The sequence below is a fragment of the Sphingomonas bisphenolicum genome (genome assembly GCF_024349785.1).
GTDB lineage: Bacteria > Pseudomonadota > Alphaproteobacteria > Sphingomonadales > Sphingomonadaceae > Sphingobium > Sphingobium bisphenolicum.
Genome location: NZ_AP018817.1, coordinates 2,908,268 through 2,925,198 on the forward strand (window position 1 = coordinate 2,908,268; position 16,931 = coordinate 2,925,198).

The 16,931-nt window shown below is 59.4% G+C and carries 12 protein-coding genes; 4 read left to right on the forward strand and 8 right to left on the reverse strand.

All coding sequences use genetic code 11. The annotated features are described in order from the left end of the window. Positions 1-2 precede the first annotated feature (2 nt). The gene (locus tag SBA_RS14470) at positions 3-3,728 is read left to right on the forward strand and encodes a conjugal transfer protein TraG N-terminal domain-containing protein (RefSeq protein WP_261934925.1); all 3,726 of its coding nucleotides are present in this window, start codon (positions 3-5) and stop codon (positions 3,726-3,728) included. 208 nt (positions 3,729-3,936) lie between these two features. After that, complete coding sequence (locus SBA_RS14475) at positions 3,937-4,440, forward strand: cysteine hydrolase family protein (RefSeq protein ID WP_261934926.1); 504 nt, start codon at positions 3,937-3,939, stop codon at positions 4,438-4,440. Positions 4,441-4,561: 121 nt separating this feature from the next. Here SBA_RS14475 and SBA_RS14480 read toward each other — a convergent pair whose 3' ends face one another. Further along, positions 4,562-5,650 carry a patatin-like phospholipase family protein gene (locus SBA_RS14480; protein WP_261934927.1) on the reverse strand — a complete coding sequence of 363 codons (1,089 nt, stop codon included), beginning with the start codon at positions 5,648-5,650 and terminating at the stop codon, positions 4,562-4,564. Between the two features lie 995 nt (positions 5,651-6,645). Here SBA_RS14480 and SBA_RS14485 point away from each other — a divergent pair. Further along, a complete protein-coding gene (locus SBA_RS14485; protein WP_261934928.1) occupies positions 6,646-7,191 on the forward strand; it encodes a hemerythrin domain-containing protein in 546 nt (181 codons plus the stop codon). Between the two features lie 41 nt (positions 7,192-7,232). Here the strand turns inward: SBA_RS14485 and glf are convergent, their stop codons facing one another. Then, positions 7,233-9,482, reverse strand: a complete 2,250-nt coding sequence (gene glf, locus SBA_RS14490) for a UDP-galactopyranose mutase (RefSeq protein WP_261934929.1) — start codon at positions 9,480-9,482, stop codon at positions 7,233-7,235. Positions 9,483-9,696: 214 nt separating this feature from the next. Here glf and SBA_RS14495 point away from each other — a divergent pair, with 214 nt between their 5' ends. Continuing rightward, positions 9,697-11,805: a sugar nucleotide-binding protein gene (locus tag SBA_RS14495; RefSeq protein ID WP_261934930.1), complete on the forward strand. Its 2,109-nt coding sequence runs from the start codon at positions 9,697-9,699 to the stop codon at positions 11,803-11,805. Between the two features lie 541 nt (positions 11,806-12,346). Here the strand turns inward: SBA_RS14495 and SBA_RS14505 are convergent. From SBA_RS14505 to SBA_RS14530, 6 genes are all read right to left on the reverse strand, one after another. Further along, positions 12,347-13,270 (reverse strand): NAD(P)/FAD-dependent oxidoreductase, encoded by a 924-nt coding sequence (locus SBA_RS14505; protein ID WP_261934932.1) that lies wholly within the window; start codon positions 13,268-13,270, stop codon positions 12,347-12,349. A 389-nt stretch (positions 13,271-13,659) separates the two neighbouring features. Beyond that, a complete protein-coding gene (locus tag SBA_RS14510; protein ID WP_315975776.1) occupies positions 13,660-14,277 on the reverse strand; it encodes a CinA family protein in 618 nt (205 codons plus the stop codon). Continuing rightward, entirely contained in the window at positions 14,270-14,539 is a 270-nt protein-coding gene (locus SBA_RS14515) for a hypothetical protein (RefSeq protein WP_261934933.1), read from the reverse strand. The genes SBA_RS14510 and SBA_RS14515 overlap by 8 nt, the downstream gene beginning before the upstream one ends. Before the next feature lie 14 nt (positions 14,540-14,553). Beyond that, positions 14,554-15,330, reverse strand: a complete 777-nt coding sequence (locus SBA_RS14520) for a Crp/Fnr family transcriptional regulator (RefSeq protein WP_261934934.1) — start codon at positions 15,328-15,330, stop codon at positions 14,554-14,556. After that, a complete protein-coding gene (locus SBA_RS14525) occupies positions 15,327-15,701 on the reverse strand; it encodes a response regulator (RefSeq protein ID WP_261934935.1) in 375 nt (124 codons plus the stop codon). Before SBA_RS14525 ends, SBA_RS14520 begins: the two co-directional genes overlap by 4 nt. Then, positions 15,698-16,840 carry a sensor histidine kinase gene (locus SBA_RS14530; protein WP_261934936.1) on the reverse strand — a complete coding sequence of 381 codons (1,143 nt, stop codon included), beginning with the start codon at positions 16,838-16,840 and terminating at the stop codon, positions 15,698-15,700. The genes SBA_RS14525 and SBA_RS14530 overlap by 4 nt, the downstream gene beginning before the upstream one ends. Between the last annotated feature and the right edge of the window lie 91 nt (positions 16,841-16,931).

The following is a 16,931-nucleotide window of genomic DNA, read 5'->3' on the forward strand; positions in this document are numbered from 1 at the left end:
CCATGCGCCTTGTCGTTCGCCTCATTGCGATCCTGACCAGCCTTGCACTCGCTGAGCCGGCCCTTGCTCTGGAAGCCAGCTTTCATAGCTATGATGGCTTTGCCGAGACAGTCGATGCCTTTCGCCTCGTCTCGATGATCTTTGCCGATCCGCGCTACGAGACGCTGGTGCTGATCGTGGCGGTGGTCGGCATGGCGTTTGGAGCCGTGCTTGCCATGGTCCGCGGCACAGGCATGGGACTTGTTGCGTTCGGCTTCCAGATGCTGGTCGGGATCGGCATGTTCGTCGGCCTGGTCGCAACCACCGGCACAGTCCATGTCTATGACCGCGTCCGCAATGCCTATCAGCCGGTGGGAGACGTTCCCAACCTCATCGTGCTGGTGGCGGGCGTCACCAACATGATGGAACGGGCGCTGGCCGAGACGATCGACGACAATACGCTCGATCCCCATGCCAAGCTGGAGTTCGGCGCGGGAGGTCATGCCTTCGATCTGTTCCTGAACGCTGTCTCGCCGCGCGGCCCCATGACCGACAATTTCCTCGATGCGACGGTCAAGGACTATGTCCGCCAATGCTATCCGGTCGCCCGCGTGTCGCCGGCCTATGGCGTCGATGATGACCAGCTCTTCCACGCCAGCACCGACCTTCCGTCCGCGTTCGCCGCCATGGCCGGGCCATCGACGTTTAGCACTGTCTTCACAACGTCGGACAAGGGCGGCACGACGGTCAGCTGTCAGGAAGCCTGGGAGCACATCGCCGATCGCCTGTCAGACCCTGCCATCTTCGAAAGCTATTCGGCGCAGGTCTGCGCCCGCACCGGCTATGATGTCGCAAAGGCAGACCAGCTCGCGCGCTGTCGCAGCAATCTAGGCGAAATGGGCGACATGATGATGGGCACGCCCCTCACTGCCCAGGCCTTCCTCACCAATATCCTGCTCGGCAATAGCGTAGGCGATGTCCTCTTCGAGGATAGCCCGGCGACCGCCTCGCGCGTGATGGCGAACCGGGCCGTCATTTCGAGCGGTCTTGCGACCATGTCGACCGCCAACGAATGGTTTCCAACGATCCGCGCTGTTGTCTTCGGCATCATGCTCTTCATGGTCCCGGTCGCGCTCCTCTTCATCCTGACGCCCATCAACCTGCGGGTCGCGAGCTTTGCGCTTGGGCTTTTCGTCTTCGTGGCGCTGTGGGGCGTGATCGACGCCGGCATCTACCAGTTGACCCTTGGACGGGCAACCGCGACGCTGGCCGAGATGCGGGCCAATCATCTGGCCGCCAACGCCTGGATGCTGGCCCCCTCCTCCGCCATGAAAGCGCTCGCCATATTCGGCAGCTTCCGCACGGCAGGCGCCGGTCTTGCCGGCGCCTTCGTGTTCACGGTGTTCCGCTTCTCGGGCAATGTCTTCTCGTCCTTCACAGGCGGATCGCTAGGCGTCACGGCGCAGGCCTCCTCCGCTGCGGCGACGGTCTCAACATCGGAAGGCTATGCGTCAGCGCTGGAAGCCCAGGCATCTGCCGCCGGCACCAGCACTCGCCGCGGTGCCGCTTCCTCATTCGGCGACTTTGGCGCCCGCTCTAGCTTTGGAGCAACGCGCAGCTTCGGCGCCGCCGGCGCCGTCGAGGGCGCGCACGGGGGCGTTCCTGGCCAAGCCGCGCTAGGTCTGGGCGGGATCGACGCTGGCCGCGAACTGGGTGGTCTCGCACCAGCGCTCGCCGGCCGCGACCTCGCCGATCCATCGGTCAAAGGCGCGTTCCAGGCAGCGGCCGCGACGGGCGCCATCCACAATTTCGCGGAGAAGGATGCACTTCGGAAACTTGGGACAGATCACTTCGGCGCAGGTCAGGGCGGCGAGAAGGCTTTTGCCGCCTTCACCCAGAATCTTGTCCAATGGCGCGCCTTTGGCGACACGCGCGCCTATGACATGATGATGCAGAGCGCGAGCCGGCATTTCGAGCGTGCGGGTTATTCTCCACAAGATGCGGCGCTCAAAGCCAGCGGTGTGATTGCGCAGGCGCAAGCCGATCCGACCTTCGCGAAGCTCATCGCCAACAGCTTCTCTCAAGGTGAAATGCTCAAAAACGAACTCACCGCCGCGCAGACGCAGGTCGGTGCAATGGAAGGACGGCGCGACTATGCCGGCGACCGGATTGCTGCCGTCGAGCGCGACAATGTCGCGACCGAACAGGCGCGGCGTACGGGCGGCAACGAGGGACAGCGGTTCGCAGCCCGGATGCTTGGCCTGCCGGTAGATGAAATGAACCGCCGCATCTCTTTCATCAACGCCCTCTCCGGCGAAGCGCGCTCTACTGCCATCAGCCAACTCTCCCGCGCCACTGGCCGCAGCGAAGCGCAGGTCATGCATGCGCTGGAGACCTACAGGGCTTCAAGCGAGGTTGGGACTGCCGATGGGGCAACCGCGGAGGCGTCGCGGGAAGGTGCAAGCGTCTATGGGCGATCCCGCGAGGCTGCCGGCTATGACTTTGCCGAGCGGTCAGGCAAGCTCGACGCGCAGCGTGAGGTCGGTCATGACGGGACACGCAGCGCCGCCAGGATCGGAGAGCAGCGCAGGCAATCGGAGAATTTCGGCTTTGCGGAAGGTGCTGCCGCCGCCGGCATGTCGACGCGTCAGGCAGCCCGCCTCGACAGCTTCATCCGAGCGCTGTCGGATGGGGCAGGAAACCAGGTCGACATGGCCGAGGGCGGCGCTGACGGCATAGCTGACCGCGCGCGCAATTCCAGGATCACCGGCATCGTCGACAAGGAGCGCCTGTCCCGCGTGCAATCGTTGCTCAAGGACAACGGCATTGAGATGACCAAACGACAGATTGCCATGGATCAGAACGGAGATTTCAGCCTTAATCTGACGCCTGCGACGGCAGCCCAGATGTGGAAGGCTGGGCTTCTCAATGAGAGCCAACTCGGTGCTGTCGCCAATGGCGGCCATGCCCGCTTCAGCCTCGCCCACAATGACCTTCTCGTCTCAAGTAGCGCAGGGTTCGAGAAATCGGCTCGAAACGACACCAGCACGAGGTTCGAGGCCGGCAAACAGGCAGGTCCAGACACAATCGAAAATTTCATGGGCGGGGGTGACGAAGGCAAGGCGGCAATGGCCAATTGGTTGCGCGGCAGCTTCGAGATGGACCGGAAGGGCAACTGGCGCTTGAAGCCACAGGTTGCAGACACGCTGCAGCGCGACGTACAGGCTGTTGTGGCACAGACCGGGTGGGAACGTGCTATCGCGAGGACCGCGCAGGATCAGAATGCATTTCAAATATCGGTGAACGGAGAAGTGTCAGGGGGGACCGGTGCAAAAGGCCAGACCAACAAACCCAGACGAAGTGGAGCAGCGTTCGGTCAAACTGGCGGCTCGCTGGGCATTTCGACCCAGGAGGCAGGATTGACCAGCGAAATCGCAAGCGCCCAGCTCAACGTTATGAATTTCGACGTACGCCAAGCTCTGGCTAATGCCGAGCGATCAGCCGCTAGATCAGCTAATCCTACGGAAGCATTCTCCAAACGCCTGGCAGAAGAAGTCCTTGGGCCGAATGGGCTGCGGAACAAGTATCTCAGCGAGGCTGACAGCGCCCGGGGAACAGCTGACTTAACAGCTCCTATAACGTCTATCGAGCAAAGTTCATTGCTCAAAAGCGGCCGATTTTCAACCGATCTGAAGAATGGCCCCTTCGACCGAAATTCGACATTCAAGAAGAGTGACGGTGCCGAATAACATAAAATGGGTGCGACGGATTCATCGGGCTCCCAATCCAGTTAGAACCTGAGGCGGGGTCCAGCGGATCGAACTCGCGCAGCATGCCAGAAGGACTATTGCGCATTTGGCTGGACGCGGAAGCCGCCAAAATCGCGAAAGGATAGGCTTGTGGCGGTCCTTACAATGCGGATCGCCATGATCTTTTTGACCTATGGCTGAAACACCCATGGAGGGGTCGACCAAACCCGCGTCGCTGAGTCACAGGCCAGGTCTGCTCATTCTGGACATGGTCAACTGCTTCGATTTCGAAGGCGCTGAGGATCTCGAACCATCAGCCTTGGCAGCGGCGCGACACATCCACAGGTTGCGCGGCGAGTTTCATGATCGCGGTTGGCCGGTCATCTACGTGAACGACAATTTTGGCGAGTGGCATGCAGAACCTTCCAGCCTTGTCGCCCGTGCGCTGGAAAAGCTCAATGCGGTCACTGAATTGCTGAAGCCAGGACCGAGCGATTATTTCATCATCAAGCCGCAATTTACCGGCTTCTACGCGACGAACCTGTCGGTCCTTTTGCCGCAGATTGGCGTCAGCAGGCTGGTTCTGAGCGGGATCGCAACGGACATATGCGTCCTGTTCACGGCGGCGGACGCCCATATGCGCGACTATGATCCTTGGGTGCCGCGGGATGGCGTCGCTGCGGAGAATGAAAAACGCGGGCAGTGGGCTTAGGAAATCATGGCGCAAAGCATGGGCGCGCAGACCTCGGCCACCTCCGACCTTACAACCGACGAATGGCTCAATAACCTAAAGCGTAAAGCCTGTTCGTGCCCGCGTCGCTACAGGCGGGGCATTAGCCGACAACCGGAGCAAGTGGCCAATGAACAGGCGCGAGCTGGCTCTCGTCGCTAGTGGCAAGCACATGCAGCCCCGGCTGACCCGGCGGAAGCCCCGTGATCTCGAGCTGGCTCAATGCCCGATGGACTGTATCGAATCCCGCCTGCCAACGCCGCGCCACCGATCTGGGGGAAAAGTCGAACGCCTTGAGACTGACCTCATCTGTCTGGTCCGCGTAGCTCAGATGCAGCAGCGTGACTGATGCGGCATCACCATGACGCGTGCGTTCGGCGAACAGCGCCTGCCATGCAGCGATCGCGCGGCGGCTCTGGGTCGCGAACATCAAATCCTGTGCGCGGGTAGCCGTCTCCCCTAGCGTCTGCGGGCGCCGCGCTCGCAAGGGCAGCAGGTCGATCGCGATGCAGAGCAGTGGTCGGTCCTGCGGTTGGGCCAAAACCGCGTCGAGTGGCAGGTTGATCGAAATACCGGCATCGCCGAGCAAGCGCCCTCCAATCTGCACCGGCGAATAAACCGGAAGCAGCGCTGTGCTGGCTCGGATATGCTGGGCGCCTATCGAAACGCTTGAACTGTCAAAAACCACATCCTCGCCGCTCTCGATGTCGACTGCGGTCGCGAAATAGCGGGTGCCGCCCGTGTTGAGCCGCCCGAAGTCGATCAGCGTTTCTAGGGTCGTCTCTAGCGGGAGTGCATCGTAAAGGCTGGAGGGCTCGGAGTTGCCGAATGGGTTGAACCACGGCCCGTAAAGCGTGCGCGGACTAAACATGCCTGGCTGGCCCAGTGCCAGCGAGGCGAGCGCTGATTGTGTGCGGCGTGCTTCCTCGGCGGGTTTGAAGTCGAGCGTCGGGTTGGTACTGTCGCCAGCAGGCCGCCACAACGTCTCGAGCGCGGCACGGCGTCGATCGGGCGGATTGCCGCCGATGATCGCCCCGTTGACCGCGCCGACAGATGCGCCGGCGATCCAGTCTGGCGCCACGCCATGATCCTCGAGGGCACACCATGCCCCAGCCTGGAAGGCGCCGAGCGCATTACCGCCACTGAGGACCAGCGCGATGCGATGGTTGGCGAAGATGGAGAGGCTCTGCATTCTATCGCTAACGCTTGGTCGGGGAGATGGTGTCAACATTGGCGACAGTTACCCTGAAAAATTGCCTGGTTCATATAAGCGCCAGGAACACCCCCCCTATGTCCGGTTAAGTGCCAGATCATTCAGGGATAACCTACATTAAATCTGGGTTTCATTTATTCGCGACGCCATCTCGATCGTCGGAAATGTGATCAATGTTTGACTTATGTAAATAGAAAATGCGCAAGATAAGCCCATAATAACTACAGCTCTCTAGCGAGGTCATTGTCATCCCCATGGTTATGTCACTTCCCGGCGAGAGCGGTAGGATTCGTCTATATCCGTGAAAATGGAGGTTCGATGCTAACAGCGGAGATCACAATATATTGCAAAGATGGAGACGCTGTATGGCGTCAGATCAAGGTGGTTCCAGACGTCATGTCGGGTTTGGACTACTTATGTGCCATTCGCAGCACGGTCATGTCAGTCTACGAGACAAAAGGAGGCCATATGATCGATCAGCATCTACACGATCCAGACCGTGCGTTTGCAAATGATTCGGCGTAGGGATCCTCTGGTAAAACGCATAAGAACATGATTTCTTACGTTAAGGCGGTGTCGTCACCTGCTTTCGACGCCCAGACCTTGCCCCCTCGTCGGAAGAACAGAGGATTGGTATCATCAACGCCTCCTTAACGTCGCCGGCGAATCAGTCAGTTACCTTTCCTGTACCCAATTCGGCGCATTCCGGGCGTAGCGACGCGCACAGCCTCGATAAGGATCCGGCGGCGGGGGCGTGAGATCGCAATCAGGACCCTTAGGTGAGCGCGCGGATGCCTTGCCGATGGCCAGATTAATCTGCGCTATCATGATTGTGGGGGTAATCTGGCGCCTCAACTGACAATCGCATTAACCTATGTTGCTTTGGGACATTCCTTGGGAACAGGGCGATGGGCGTCCGGTTGTTCCCAAGATACCGAAGGTTTGCCGGTTTATCCCGATCAGGAGACTTGCCCATGTCGATCATCGACCGCTTCATAGCCGCTGTCACGCCGCCTGAAAGTGCGGAGGCCCGCCTGGAGGCGCGTACCAAGGCAACTAACGCGGCCATGCCGGGAGACTGGCTGGACCAGATATTGCAACATCATATAGACCTTGAAGATGCGTTTGCCGACGTCAAGGCGACAACCGACGTGGCGTCGCGCACTGTTGCGACAAAGTTGCTGGGCGTGCTGCTGACCGGCCATGCGATCGCAGAGGAAGCAATCATCTACCCCGCGCTCGCCCAAGGCGGCGAAAAGGCGCATGCCGGCATTGGCTATGACGAGCAGGCGATGGTCAAGGTGCAGATGGCGCTGCTCGAGAAACTCGATCCGATGAGCAAGGATTTCATCGACAAGCTCGAGCATATCGAGGGTGCGGTCAAGCATCACATGTATGCCGAAGAGGGTAACTGGTTTCTGGATCTCAAGGAGACGACTCCTGTTGAGGACCAAACGCTGATGACGAAACGCTATGCCGAAGAATATGCCCGCTATGTCGGCGCTGATGCACCGTCCTGAGCCATCCAGGGGCCGGCGACAAGCCGGCCCCGTTTTTGATCCTATTCTGCCGCGATGGCCGCCTCGTCCTTTACCGCTGCTGCCAGGCGGGTCGCGTGCCGGCGGTAGGTCGCCAGCGCCTGACCAACAACCTGGTCCATATTATAATAGCGGTAGGTCGCAAGGCGGCCGACGAACAGTACGTCAGACGTGGCGAGCGCAAGCGCCTCATAGCGTTTAAACAACGCTTCATTTTCCGGGCGGGGAATGGGATAGTAGGGATCACCTTCCGCGCAGGGATATTCATAGGTGACGCTGGTCTGCCTGGCCCTCTGTCCGGTCAGATGTTTATATTCAGTAACCCGCGTGTATGGCACGGCTTCCGAGGGGTAATTGACCACAGCGACATCCTGCAGCCACTCCTGGTCCAGCGTTTCATGCCGGAAATCGAGTGAGCGATAGGGCAGCTTACCATAACAATGCCCGAAATATTCGTCGATCGGTCCGGTGAAGACGAGCGTGCCGAAGTCGATCCGGTCGCGAACCTCCTCAAAGTCCACGCCGAGTTCAACCTCGATGAGATCATGGTCCAGCATCGCCGCGAACATTGCCGTATAGCCCTGTGCAGGCATCGCCTGGAAGCTGTCGGTGAAGTAGCGATCGTCCGTGTTCACGCGGGTCGGCACCCGCGCGGTCACGGACTTGTCGAGCTCGGAAGGATCCATGCCCCACTGTTTGCGGGTATAGCCGCGAAAAAAAGTCTCATAGAGCTCGCGGCCTACCTTTGTGATCACGACGTCCGCAGAAGTTTTGATCGGCGAAACCGGTTCGGCGCGGTCGGCAAGATAGGCCTCGGCCTCTTCGTCAGTGTTGAGTTCCAGATCGTAAAGTCGATTGAGGGTCGTGCGGTTGATCGGCATGGGTACCTTCACGCCGCCGATATCGGCCAGCACGCGATGCTCATAGGGACGCCACTGCGTGAAGCGCGACAGATACTCCACGATATCCTGGCTGTTGGTGTGAAATATGTGTGGTCCATAACGGTGCACAAGAATGCCCGCCTCGTCATGATGGTCAAAGGCATTGCCCCCGATATGGTCGCGACGGTCGATCACCAGAACCCGTTTGCCGCTGTCGCGAGCAAGGCGCTCGGCCATAACAGCGCCAGCAAAGCCAGCACCTACGACCAGATAGTCGTAATAGACGCTGCTCATCGGCACACGGGCGACCAGGACGTCATCGATGAGGAGCGTCATTGCGTCTACGACCTTCTCCCACGACTGATCTGAAAGCGCCGCATCAGCTTGCGCGCGCCAGCCGGCGTCCTGGTCCTGCCGGCTCGATATGATGGCGCGCTCGCACGCCTGGACAAAAGCTCCTGCGTCGCCTGCAATTTCCACGCCGGTAAGGGCGCCATAATTGAGCGCGACGTCAGTAATCGGTGTGGAAACCACCGGCAGCCCGGCCGCGAGATATTCAGGGGTCTTGGTAGGTGAAATAAAGCGCGTTGAATCGTTGATCGCAAAGGGCATCAAAGCGACGTCCCAGTTGGCGACGATCTGAGGCAATTCCTCATAGCGCTTGCCACCCAGCCAATCGATATTGGGTCGCATGGGAAGTTCAGCCGGATCGATCTTGATCACCGGTCCCACCATGATGAGCGACCAGTCAGGCCGGGCGTCCGCGAGCGCGGCGAGCAGATCAAGATCCATGCGTTCGTCGATGACGCCATAAAAGCCGAGGCGCGGCGCCGAACGCGCCGCAAGCGGCTGCCGCTGCCCGCGTGCGCGGCCGAAATGAGCGACGTCGACGCTCGATGGGAAAGCGTGGACCGACGGGTGGCGGGTCCGCTTCGCCTCGTAGAGGCTATGCCCGCCGGTGAAAACAAGGTCTGCCGCATCGAACAGTTCGACCTCAAGATCGGCAAGCTGCGTGGGTGCAAAGCGAAAGTTGGCGAGTTCGTCCATGCAGTCGTAGACTGTGCAGTCAGCGTCCAGATGGCGCGAGAAACGCAGCATCATCGGTGTGTAGTACCACCGAATGAGCGAGGCCGGGGCCTTCGCTAGTTGGGTGTCAAGTAACTGTTTGAGTGCCGCGTCCCGCGCCTGATCGTCGAGACCGTCGGGAAGATGCGGAACCGCCACAAGGATATTCGGGCCCTGCTCGCGCAGTTCAAGCCATGCCTCTCCTGCGCCGCCTACGGGCTCTTCCCAGAACAGAACGGGCCATTTCGCCGCGAGCCGGGACATCAGATGCTGAGGGCGCTGGAACACGAAGTCCCACCGGAGATGGGAGAAACAGACCAGCGTCATCAGGCTAGACTTTCTAGATTGGAGTGAGTGCTCAGAGCAGGATGAACGAGCAATTAGTGCGGACGATCCACAAAAAAGGCGTAACTTAACCCGTGTTTATAAGATTATTGCGCCGCATCCGTGCGGACGCGCTTATGATGTCAAGCCACCAGGGGTGATCCCCGCCTGGGTTACTATTATGACAGGATGGCCTATCAATCTGCCTCTTCCATTAATGCAGCCAACTCTTTGGGGCGGGGTCGAATGCACGATCAGTCGAACTGGCGATGCCTATCTCGACCAGGCGGTTCTGAGCGGGCACAATAGCCGTGCAGACGATCTCGATCGCTTCGCGGCATTGGGCATCACCGCTTTGCGCTATCCGCTTTTATGGGAAAGCTTCGCGCGGTCCGCCGACCCTGGTGCGCTCTGGGCCTGGCATGACGAACGGCTGGATCGGCTGCGGCGTCTTGGCGTGCAGCCGATCATTGGTCTCATTCACCATGGCAGCGGTCCAACCGGCACCGATCTTCTGGCCCCCGATTTTGCATCCGGGCTCGCCGCGCATGCGCAGGCTGCGGCTATTCGCTATCCATGGGTCCGCGACTGGACGCCCGTCAACGAGCCGCTCACGACGGCGCGCTTTGCCGCACTTTATGGGCATTGGTATCCTCATGAGCGGGACGAAAGCAGCTTCTGGCTTGCCCTTGTCAACCAGATCGACGCGATCCGATGGGCGATGATGGAAATTCGCGCAATCGTCCCCAATGCCCGACTGATCCAGACCGAAGATCTGGGACATAGCGACGCCACACCGCAGCGCGGCGCCCAGGCCGCGTTCGACAATAAGCGACGCTGGGCGTCCTGGGACATGCTGACAGGCCGCTTCGTGCCAAGCCATAGTCTCTGGGAACATGTTGCAGCCTGCGGTCTGGGCGATCGGCTGCAAGCGATCGCACAGACGCCGTGCCGGCCTGATATATTGGGGCTCAATCACTATCTGACGAGCGATCGCTTCCTCGATCATCGGCTTGAGCTGTACCCGCCAGCCAGCCATGGCGACAGCGGCGCGGGGCCGCTCGCCGATGTGGAGGCAGTTCGTGTGGTCGAAGACCCGCCAGGGCTGGCAGGCGCAGCCAGAGCCTGCTGGGACCGCTACGGCATTCCGATAGCATTTACCGAAATCCACAATGGCTGCACGCGCGAGGAGCAAATGCGATGGCTTTGGGAGGCATGGACAACTGCGAAAGGATTGCGCCGCGAAGGCATCCCGATCGAAGCTGTCACGGCCTGGAGCCTGCTTGGTGCGCAGGATTGGGACAGCTTGCTCACATCTCCTGCAGGCCATTATGAAAGTGGGGTGTATGATATCCGGGGAGCCCGCCCCCGAGAAACCGCCCTTGTCCCGCTCATGCGACAGCTTGCTGCTGGCTTGGCCCCTGATCACCCGGTGCTTTCGCGTCGCGGATGGTGGCGCCGGCATGACCCGCTGCTATCGACGCCTTCGCGGCCGTTGCTCATCACAGGAGCGACCGGGACGCTCGGTCAAGCATTTGCGGGCGCGTGCCACCTCCGGGGCATAGACTATGTGCTGACCGGGCGGGAGTTGCTGAACCTCAATGATTTTGCATCCATTCATAGCGCATTGGACAATCTTTCTCCCTGGGCGGTCATCAACTGCGCAGGCTGGGTGCGTGTCGATGAAGCCGAACAGCGGGCAGAGGACTGTTTAGCAGTTAATGTCAGGGGTAGTGTCGCTTTGGCCAAAGCCTGCCGCGATCGCGACATTCATTATACCGGTTTTTCCAGCGATCTGGTTTTCGACGGTTTTGCTGGTCGCGCCTATGTCGAGAGCGACGCTCCAGCGCCGCTGAATGTATATGGGCGCAGCAAGGCTCAAGGCGACGCTGCGCTTGAGGAGATTGGCGGACGGACACTCGTCATCCGAACCGCTGCTTTCTTCTCACCTTATGACCGGCAGAATTTTGCGATCCATTGCGTCGATGCCCTGCGCGAAGGCCTGCCGTTCGCGGCGGCCAGCGATATCATCGTTTCGCCCACCTATGTCCCCGATCTGGTGCGTGCGACGCTCGATCTTATCATCGACGACGAAACGGGCCTGTGGCATCTCGTGAGCGAAGGCGCCCTTTCCTGGTTCGATTTTGCCAGCGCGCTCGGAAAAAGGATGGGATTTCCGCTTACCTCGATCGATGCGAGGCCAGCCGATAGCATGGATTGGGTTGCACAGCGTCCGCAGTATGCGCCCCTTACCAGCGAGCGTGGATTGATCATGCCCGACATAGGATCGGCGATCGACCGGTTCGCCGCGACATTGGGTGTTTGAAGCGCAGACTTAACCTGCGTCATCACGATTTGCCGGACCGGCAAGCAACATGCGCAGAGTTCGTCCGTTTGGTCGATGCGCATTCGCTCTGCTGATGCCGCCATTGGGCACGCCAAGTTCGCCGATCGCTTTCTGAAAGACAGACTTGGCGTCAAGCCGACACGTGCAGAACGGCTCCCGCCCCTGCTCTCAGAATCAAAGGCCCTCCGATGACAGACGCTATAAACCCTACGATCGCACAAACGTCGCCAGGCATTGCCAGCGCCGAAGAGGGACTTGTCATTCTTGACGGTCCCGCCGGCGTAGCGGTCACCCTGACCCCAGAGGCGGCCGTGGGCACTGGAAAAAGTCTGATTGCCGCCGCGGCAGCGGCGATGACCCAATCGCCTGAAGGTCCGGAGTAAAGCCGCACTGGCAGAAATATGCTGATCCGATCTTGCGGCCAGCGGCGCGCCAAAGCCTATTATGATCCCGCTTCGGTGAATAGATTTGCTGTGCATCCCACATCTGACGAATTTTGATGGTCAGGCGGCGCTAATTTTTAACGCAACAACAGCCTTTTGCGCGAGAGATCATTGCGTATCGTAGTCGCGGCGACCCCAGCTTCACCCATCGCATGGCTGATCTGATCCAGGCCCCTGACTACATCACCTGCGGCATAGAGCCCAGCTACACTTGTACGCTGATGGGCGTCAACGATGATGCAGCCCTCATCGGTAGTCTCTGCGCCGAGCATCACGGCAAGCTCCGAACAAATGACCGATCCAAGCGCGGGATAAACGGTATCGAAGTAAAATTTATCTCCGGCCACAGGAACGACTATTGTCTCTCCATCGATTTCCAGAGACGCGGTTGGGCCGTCCTGCGCAATAATGCCTGCCTCGTGGAGCCGTGCCTGCTCCACTATGCTCAAATCATGGCCGCCATCCGCGGCGATTAGGGTGACGTCTTTTGAATACATGCGCAGGAACAGGGCCTCATTATGACCGTGAGCCTGCGAACCGATAACTCCGATACGCCTGTCGGTGACCTCGTAGCCATCGCAGATCGGGCAATAGCGAAGCAACCCGCGCGCGAGCGCTTCATCATGAACTTCCGGCGCCATATCGGGCGGATTGTTTACGACGCCGGTAGCAAGGAGGATGCTATGCGTACGCAACGTCTCGTCGCCGATGCGAGCTACAAAAAGATCCCCTTCCCGCTCAATCGTCTCCACTAGCCCCGAACGTACCGTCGCGCCAAACTCGGCTACCTGCTGGCGCATGAGGCGCAACAACTCTTTGCCGGAAATACCCCCAGGATAGCCTGCATGATTGCGTGTACGCGGGATGAGCGACGCTCGACTATTACCGGCGTCGACGATCTCGACGCGCAAATGGAAACGCGCAAGGTAGAGCGCCGCGGTGAGACCGGCAGGTCCAGCACCGATCACCAGGCAATCAAAGATATTGGTGTGGGCGGACATTGGTCAGGCTCCATTGCGCGGCCGATCTCAAGTGCGTGGCAGGCATCGTCTGCCAGTGGGGTCGCAAGATCATTGCGACAAATATTGACGATTTGCCCATCCGCGCCGTCGATCCGCGCGGAAGTCCGGCACCCGCCGGAAAGATGTCAATGAGGCAGCCACCGGCATGTCAGCGATATAACCAATGGAGTCCATCTGTGCCGCAAATCCCCCCGATGTCGACCGCATCGCCTTTGCGCAAAAAAGGGCGGGGTCGCCGGGCAGAAGGGCAACAGGCGCCCCCGATACCGCTTCAGCCTCTTGGTCGTCGTCCGCCAAATAGAGAAAGTCACCTACACGAAAACCCGCAGGAAGCACGAGCACGGGATCTCCAGGTCCGCGAGAAATACTCACGGAACGTGGTTCCCGCCGGTCTCGGCAGATGCTGCAGGCCAATCTCCTTCGGCAGGAAGCGGCACGCAGTTTCGTGCAACGGCTCGGCGCATCATCTCCAGCGCCGTCCGTAAAGAACTGATCCGCGCTGCGCCACGGCCGATGTCGCCGAGATGTCTCTCCGCATGAACCGATTGCCCGCCGCGACAGGCGGTTGCAAAATGAACCAGGCCGGCCTCCTCACCTTCAGGCGCTGCGCTGGCATAGCCGGTGATCGCTATGGCGATGTCCGCTAGAGAATGGGAGAGCGCTCCCTCGGCCATGGCGATGGCGACGTCCTGGCTGACAGCGCCGCATTCATCAATTTGATGATGGCGGACGCCGAGCAGTTCGCATTTGGCCTCATCGCTATATACAATGAAACCGCGATCAAAAGCGTGACTCGCGCCTTCGATATCGGTGAGTAGAGACGCCAGGAGTCCGCCGGTACAGCTTTCTGCTGTCGTCAGCTTCAGACCGAGGCGGCATGCTTCTGCAAGAACGTCGGCGGCCGCCTTCTCGATATCGTCGGGCAAGATTGGCGACAGCGTCTCTGCATCTTGACCATCCGGCCGCCCCACATCAATATCAGTCATTCTTGCGCTCAAGCTCTCGGCTGGCGCGACCCACGGCGTCCTGAGCGGCTCGGCTATCATCCTGCTCGCCCTTGCGCGTCATGGCGGCAGGATCATAATTCGAAGGGATTGCCCCGCCGCTGATCGGATCACGGTCGGGTTCGCGGTCAAGAGTGTCGCTTGGTTGGCGCGCTGCGCCTTCAGGCTGGTTCTCCGTCGATAGATTGGGATTGCGCGTTCGTCGGGTCGGCATATCCCTTTTTGTACGATGGGCATTTGTCATGATGCACTCCTGCTTCAGGGCGTCGGGGATTCCGCACGCTCATGTCCATTCGAATGCGACGAACGGTCACCGCGATAGAAGGAGGACGCGCGCAACCGTTGATGGCCGCATTTGCGACGCAATGTGCTCCAGCCATGAAGTTCAATCATCCCGCCCTTCCATGTCAGCATTCCTGCTTGGCGTGCCGACTGGAGCACGCGGTTCACATGGACAGGCGTAAGGCCAACCGCATCTGCTAACATTTCCTGCGTGACGGGAATGGCAAATTTTCCAGCTTGTGCAAGGCCGGCCATCTCATGACGCTCCAGCAATTCAAGGAGGACATCCGCGACCCTCTCCTGGGCAGTAAGCCGACCAAGCCGCGACACCTGCCCGTAAAGAAAGGATTTTTCTATATATCGGCTGGTCGTGTAGGCTGCAGCCAAGCTTGGAGAGACGTCGGGGTCGGGACCATCACAAATAACAAGGTCCGTAACTGCGGTAAGATTGGCCACAGCCAATTGATCTGCCGCCTGCGTAAAGATGAGATCGCCAGGTAAAAGAAAATTGATGATCTGACGCCGCCCGTCTTCCATCACGCGCGTGCGGGCTGCCCACCCGTTCAAAATGAGCGTAACGCGCGGTGCGACCTCTCCTTCAGTCTGAAATTCAGTTCTCGCTGAAACCGTCCTTGCCCTGGCCACAGCTGCATTCAGGGCGGACATGGCGGTTTGGTCAAGGGGGGCGAGCGCATTCAACCGCACGAAAGCGCCGTGTATGATGTCGCTTGCTGCAGGTGCGGCGCCGTTCATGCGCCCCTCCTCTCAAGCAGGCCCTCAATTATCTGGACGACCTGCGTCACGCAGAAAGGTTTCGAGATACGCGGTATGTTCCGATATTCTTCCGGCATCGACCAACCATCATAGCCGGTCAGAAATATGTACGGCGTATTGCGGTCCGCGAGACTGTCCGCCAGTGGATAGGAGTTGCTACCGGCTAGATTGACGTCCAGAATTGCAACGTCCAAGTTTCCACTCTCTGCCAGACGCAAGCCGCCGACCAAGTCGCCAACCGGGCCGATGATGTGAGCGCCCTCGGCCGCAAGAGCCTTCTTTAAGTCGGACGCGATGAAATATTCGTCCTCGACGATCAGGATATTTTTGTTTTCCAACACGTCCTTCATGACAGGTGCTCCGATAAAGGCTGCTTCCTTCGGTTCCCGTCAGGTAAAGGCACGATGATCGAACATTGGACGCCTCCTGGGAGGAATTCGAGGCGGGCTGATCCACCTAACCGATAGGGAATGGCCTCCTCGATCAGTTCACGTCCAAAGCCTTCATGGCGGGGCGCCATATCTATGGCCGGCACCCCTTCCTCCCTCCAAAGAAAAGACAGTATTGGCGCTGCGTGACCGTTGCGTTCGATCTGCCACGTCACCGACAGCTTTCCAGTCTCGACCTTGAACGCTCCATATTTAACGGCATTTGTCGTCAGTTCATGGATTGCCAGGCCCATGGTCTCGAACATATCGGACGGTAGTCGCACATCCGGGCCGTTGATCTCGAGATTGGGTCCTTCCTGAACGCCGACGCTGACCAGCTCGTCGCGTAGGAGGTTCTCGAAATCGGCGGTTCCGTCCGCGCTCTGCGTGACGATCACCTGCACGCGGGCCAGCGCGTCGAGCCGACCTCTGAAATGATCGGCGATCTCCTCAAAAGCTGTTCCGGTCTCGACGCTTCGCGAGAATATCGATCGCACGACCGTAAGAATGTTACGCACACGGTGCTGTAATTCGGCCACCACCAGATTGAGTTGCTTGCCGCGCTCTTCCAGCGCCGCTTCGGCTAGCATGCGTCGGGTCGTATCGACGATCGTGACCAGAACACCGGCTACGGAACCGTCCGCCTCTATAATCGGGCTGTAGGTCAGGCTGAGCCAAATGTTCTGTCGAACGCCATGGCGAACCAAAGGATACAGGCCGTTTTCGATCGTGACGGTTTCGCCCGCAAAGACGCGCCCATAAATCAACTCGTTGATGTGCCAGACTTCCGGCCAGCAAATCTGATTGGATATGCCAAGGCCTGAAGGGTGCTTATCGACCATGAGGTCAGCGTAACCATCATTGTAAATCTGAAGCAGATCCCGGCCCCATAAAATGATCATGGGAAAGCCATGGCTGAGCAACATTTCTACCGTTGAACGCAAGAGCGCAGGCCAATGACCAGCGGGCCCAAGACTGGTCTCGGACCAGTCGCGTTCGCGTATATATCTCGCCATGTCTGCCCTAGAAAATGGCCAGTTTTCATTTGCCGCAGTTGCCATGCCTCGTCCCATTCGAGCGTACGCCCTGTACAACGCATCATGTTGCCTAAACGGCGCGGATATTTGCAAAAAGGCTGCGTCCCACCGGCTG

Bases quoted from the DNA above. Each gene is read 5' to 3' on its own strand.
- SBA_RS14470 (WP_261934925.1), top strand. From the start codon at position 3: ATGCGCCTTGTCGTTCGCCTCATTGCGATCCTGACCAGCCTTGCACTC.
- SBA_RS14475 (WP_261934926.1), top strand. From the start codon at position 3,937: ATGGAGGGGTCGACCAAACCCGCGTCGCTGAGTCACAGGCCAGGTCTG.
- SBA_RS14480 (WP_261934927.1), bottom strand. From the start codon at position 5,650: ATGCAGAGCCTCTCCATCTTCGCCAACCATCGCATCGCGCTGGTCCTC.
- SBA_RS14485 (WP_261934928.1), top strand. From the start codon at position 6,646: ATGTCGATCATCGACCGCTTCATAGCCGCTGTCACGCCGCCTGAAAGT.
- glf (WP_261934929.1), bottom strand. From the start codon at position 9,482: ATGACGCTGGTCTGTTTCTCCCATCTCCGGTGGGACTTCGTGTTCCAG.
- SBA_RS14495 (WP_261934930.1), top strand. From the start codon at position 9,697: ATGCAGCCAACTCTTTGGGGCGGGGTCGAATGCACGATCAGTCGAACT.
- SBA_RS14505 (WP_261934932.1), bottom strand. From the start codon at position 13,270: ATGTCCGCCCACACCAATATCTTTGATTGCCTGGTGATCGGTGCTGGA.
- SBA_RS14510 (WP_315975776.1), bottom strand. From the start codon at position 14,277: ATGACTGATATTGATGTGGGGCGGCCGGATGGTCAAGATGCAGAGACG.
- SBA_RS14515 (WP_261934933.1), bottom strand. From the start codon at position 14,539: ATGACAAATGCCCATCGTACAAAAAGGGATATGCCGACCCGACGAACG.
- SBA_RS14520 (WP_261934934.1), bottom strand. From the start codon at position 15,330: ATGAACGGCGCCGCACCTGCAGCAAGCGACATCATACACGGCGCTTTC.
- SBA_RS14525 (WP_261934935.1), bottom strand. From the start codon at position 15,701: ATGAAGGACGTGTTGGAAAACAAAAATATCCTGATCGTCGAGGACGAA.
- SBA_RS14530 (WP_261934936.1), bottom strand. From the start codon at position 16,840: ATGGCAACTGCGGCAAATGAAAACTGGCCATTTTCTAGGGCAGACATG.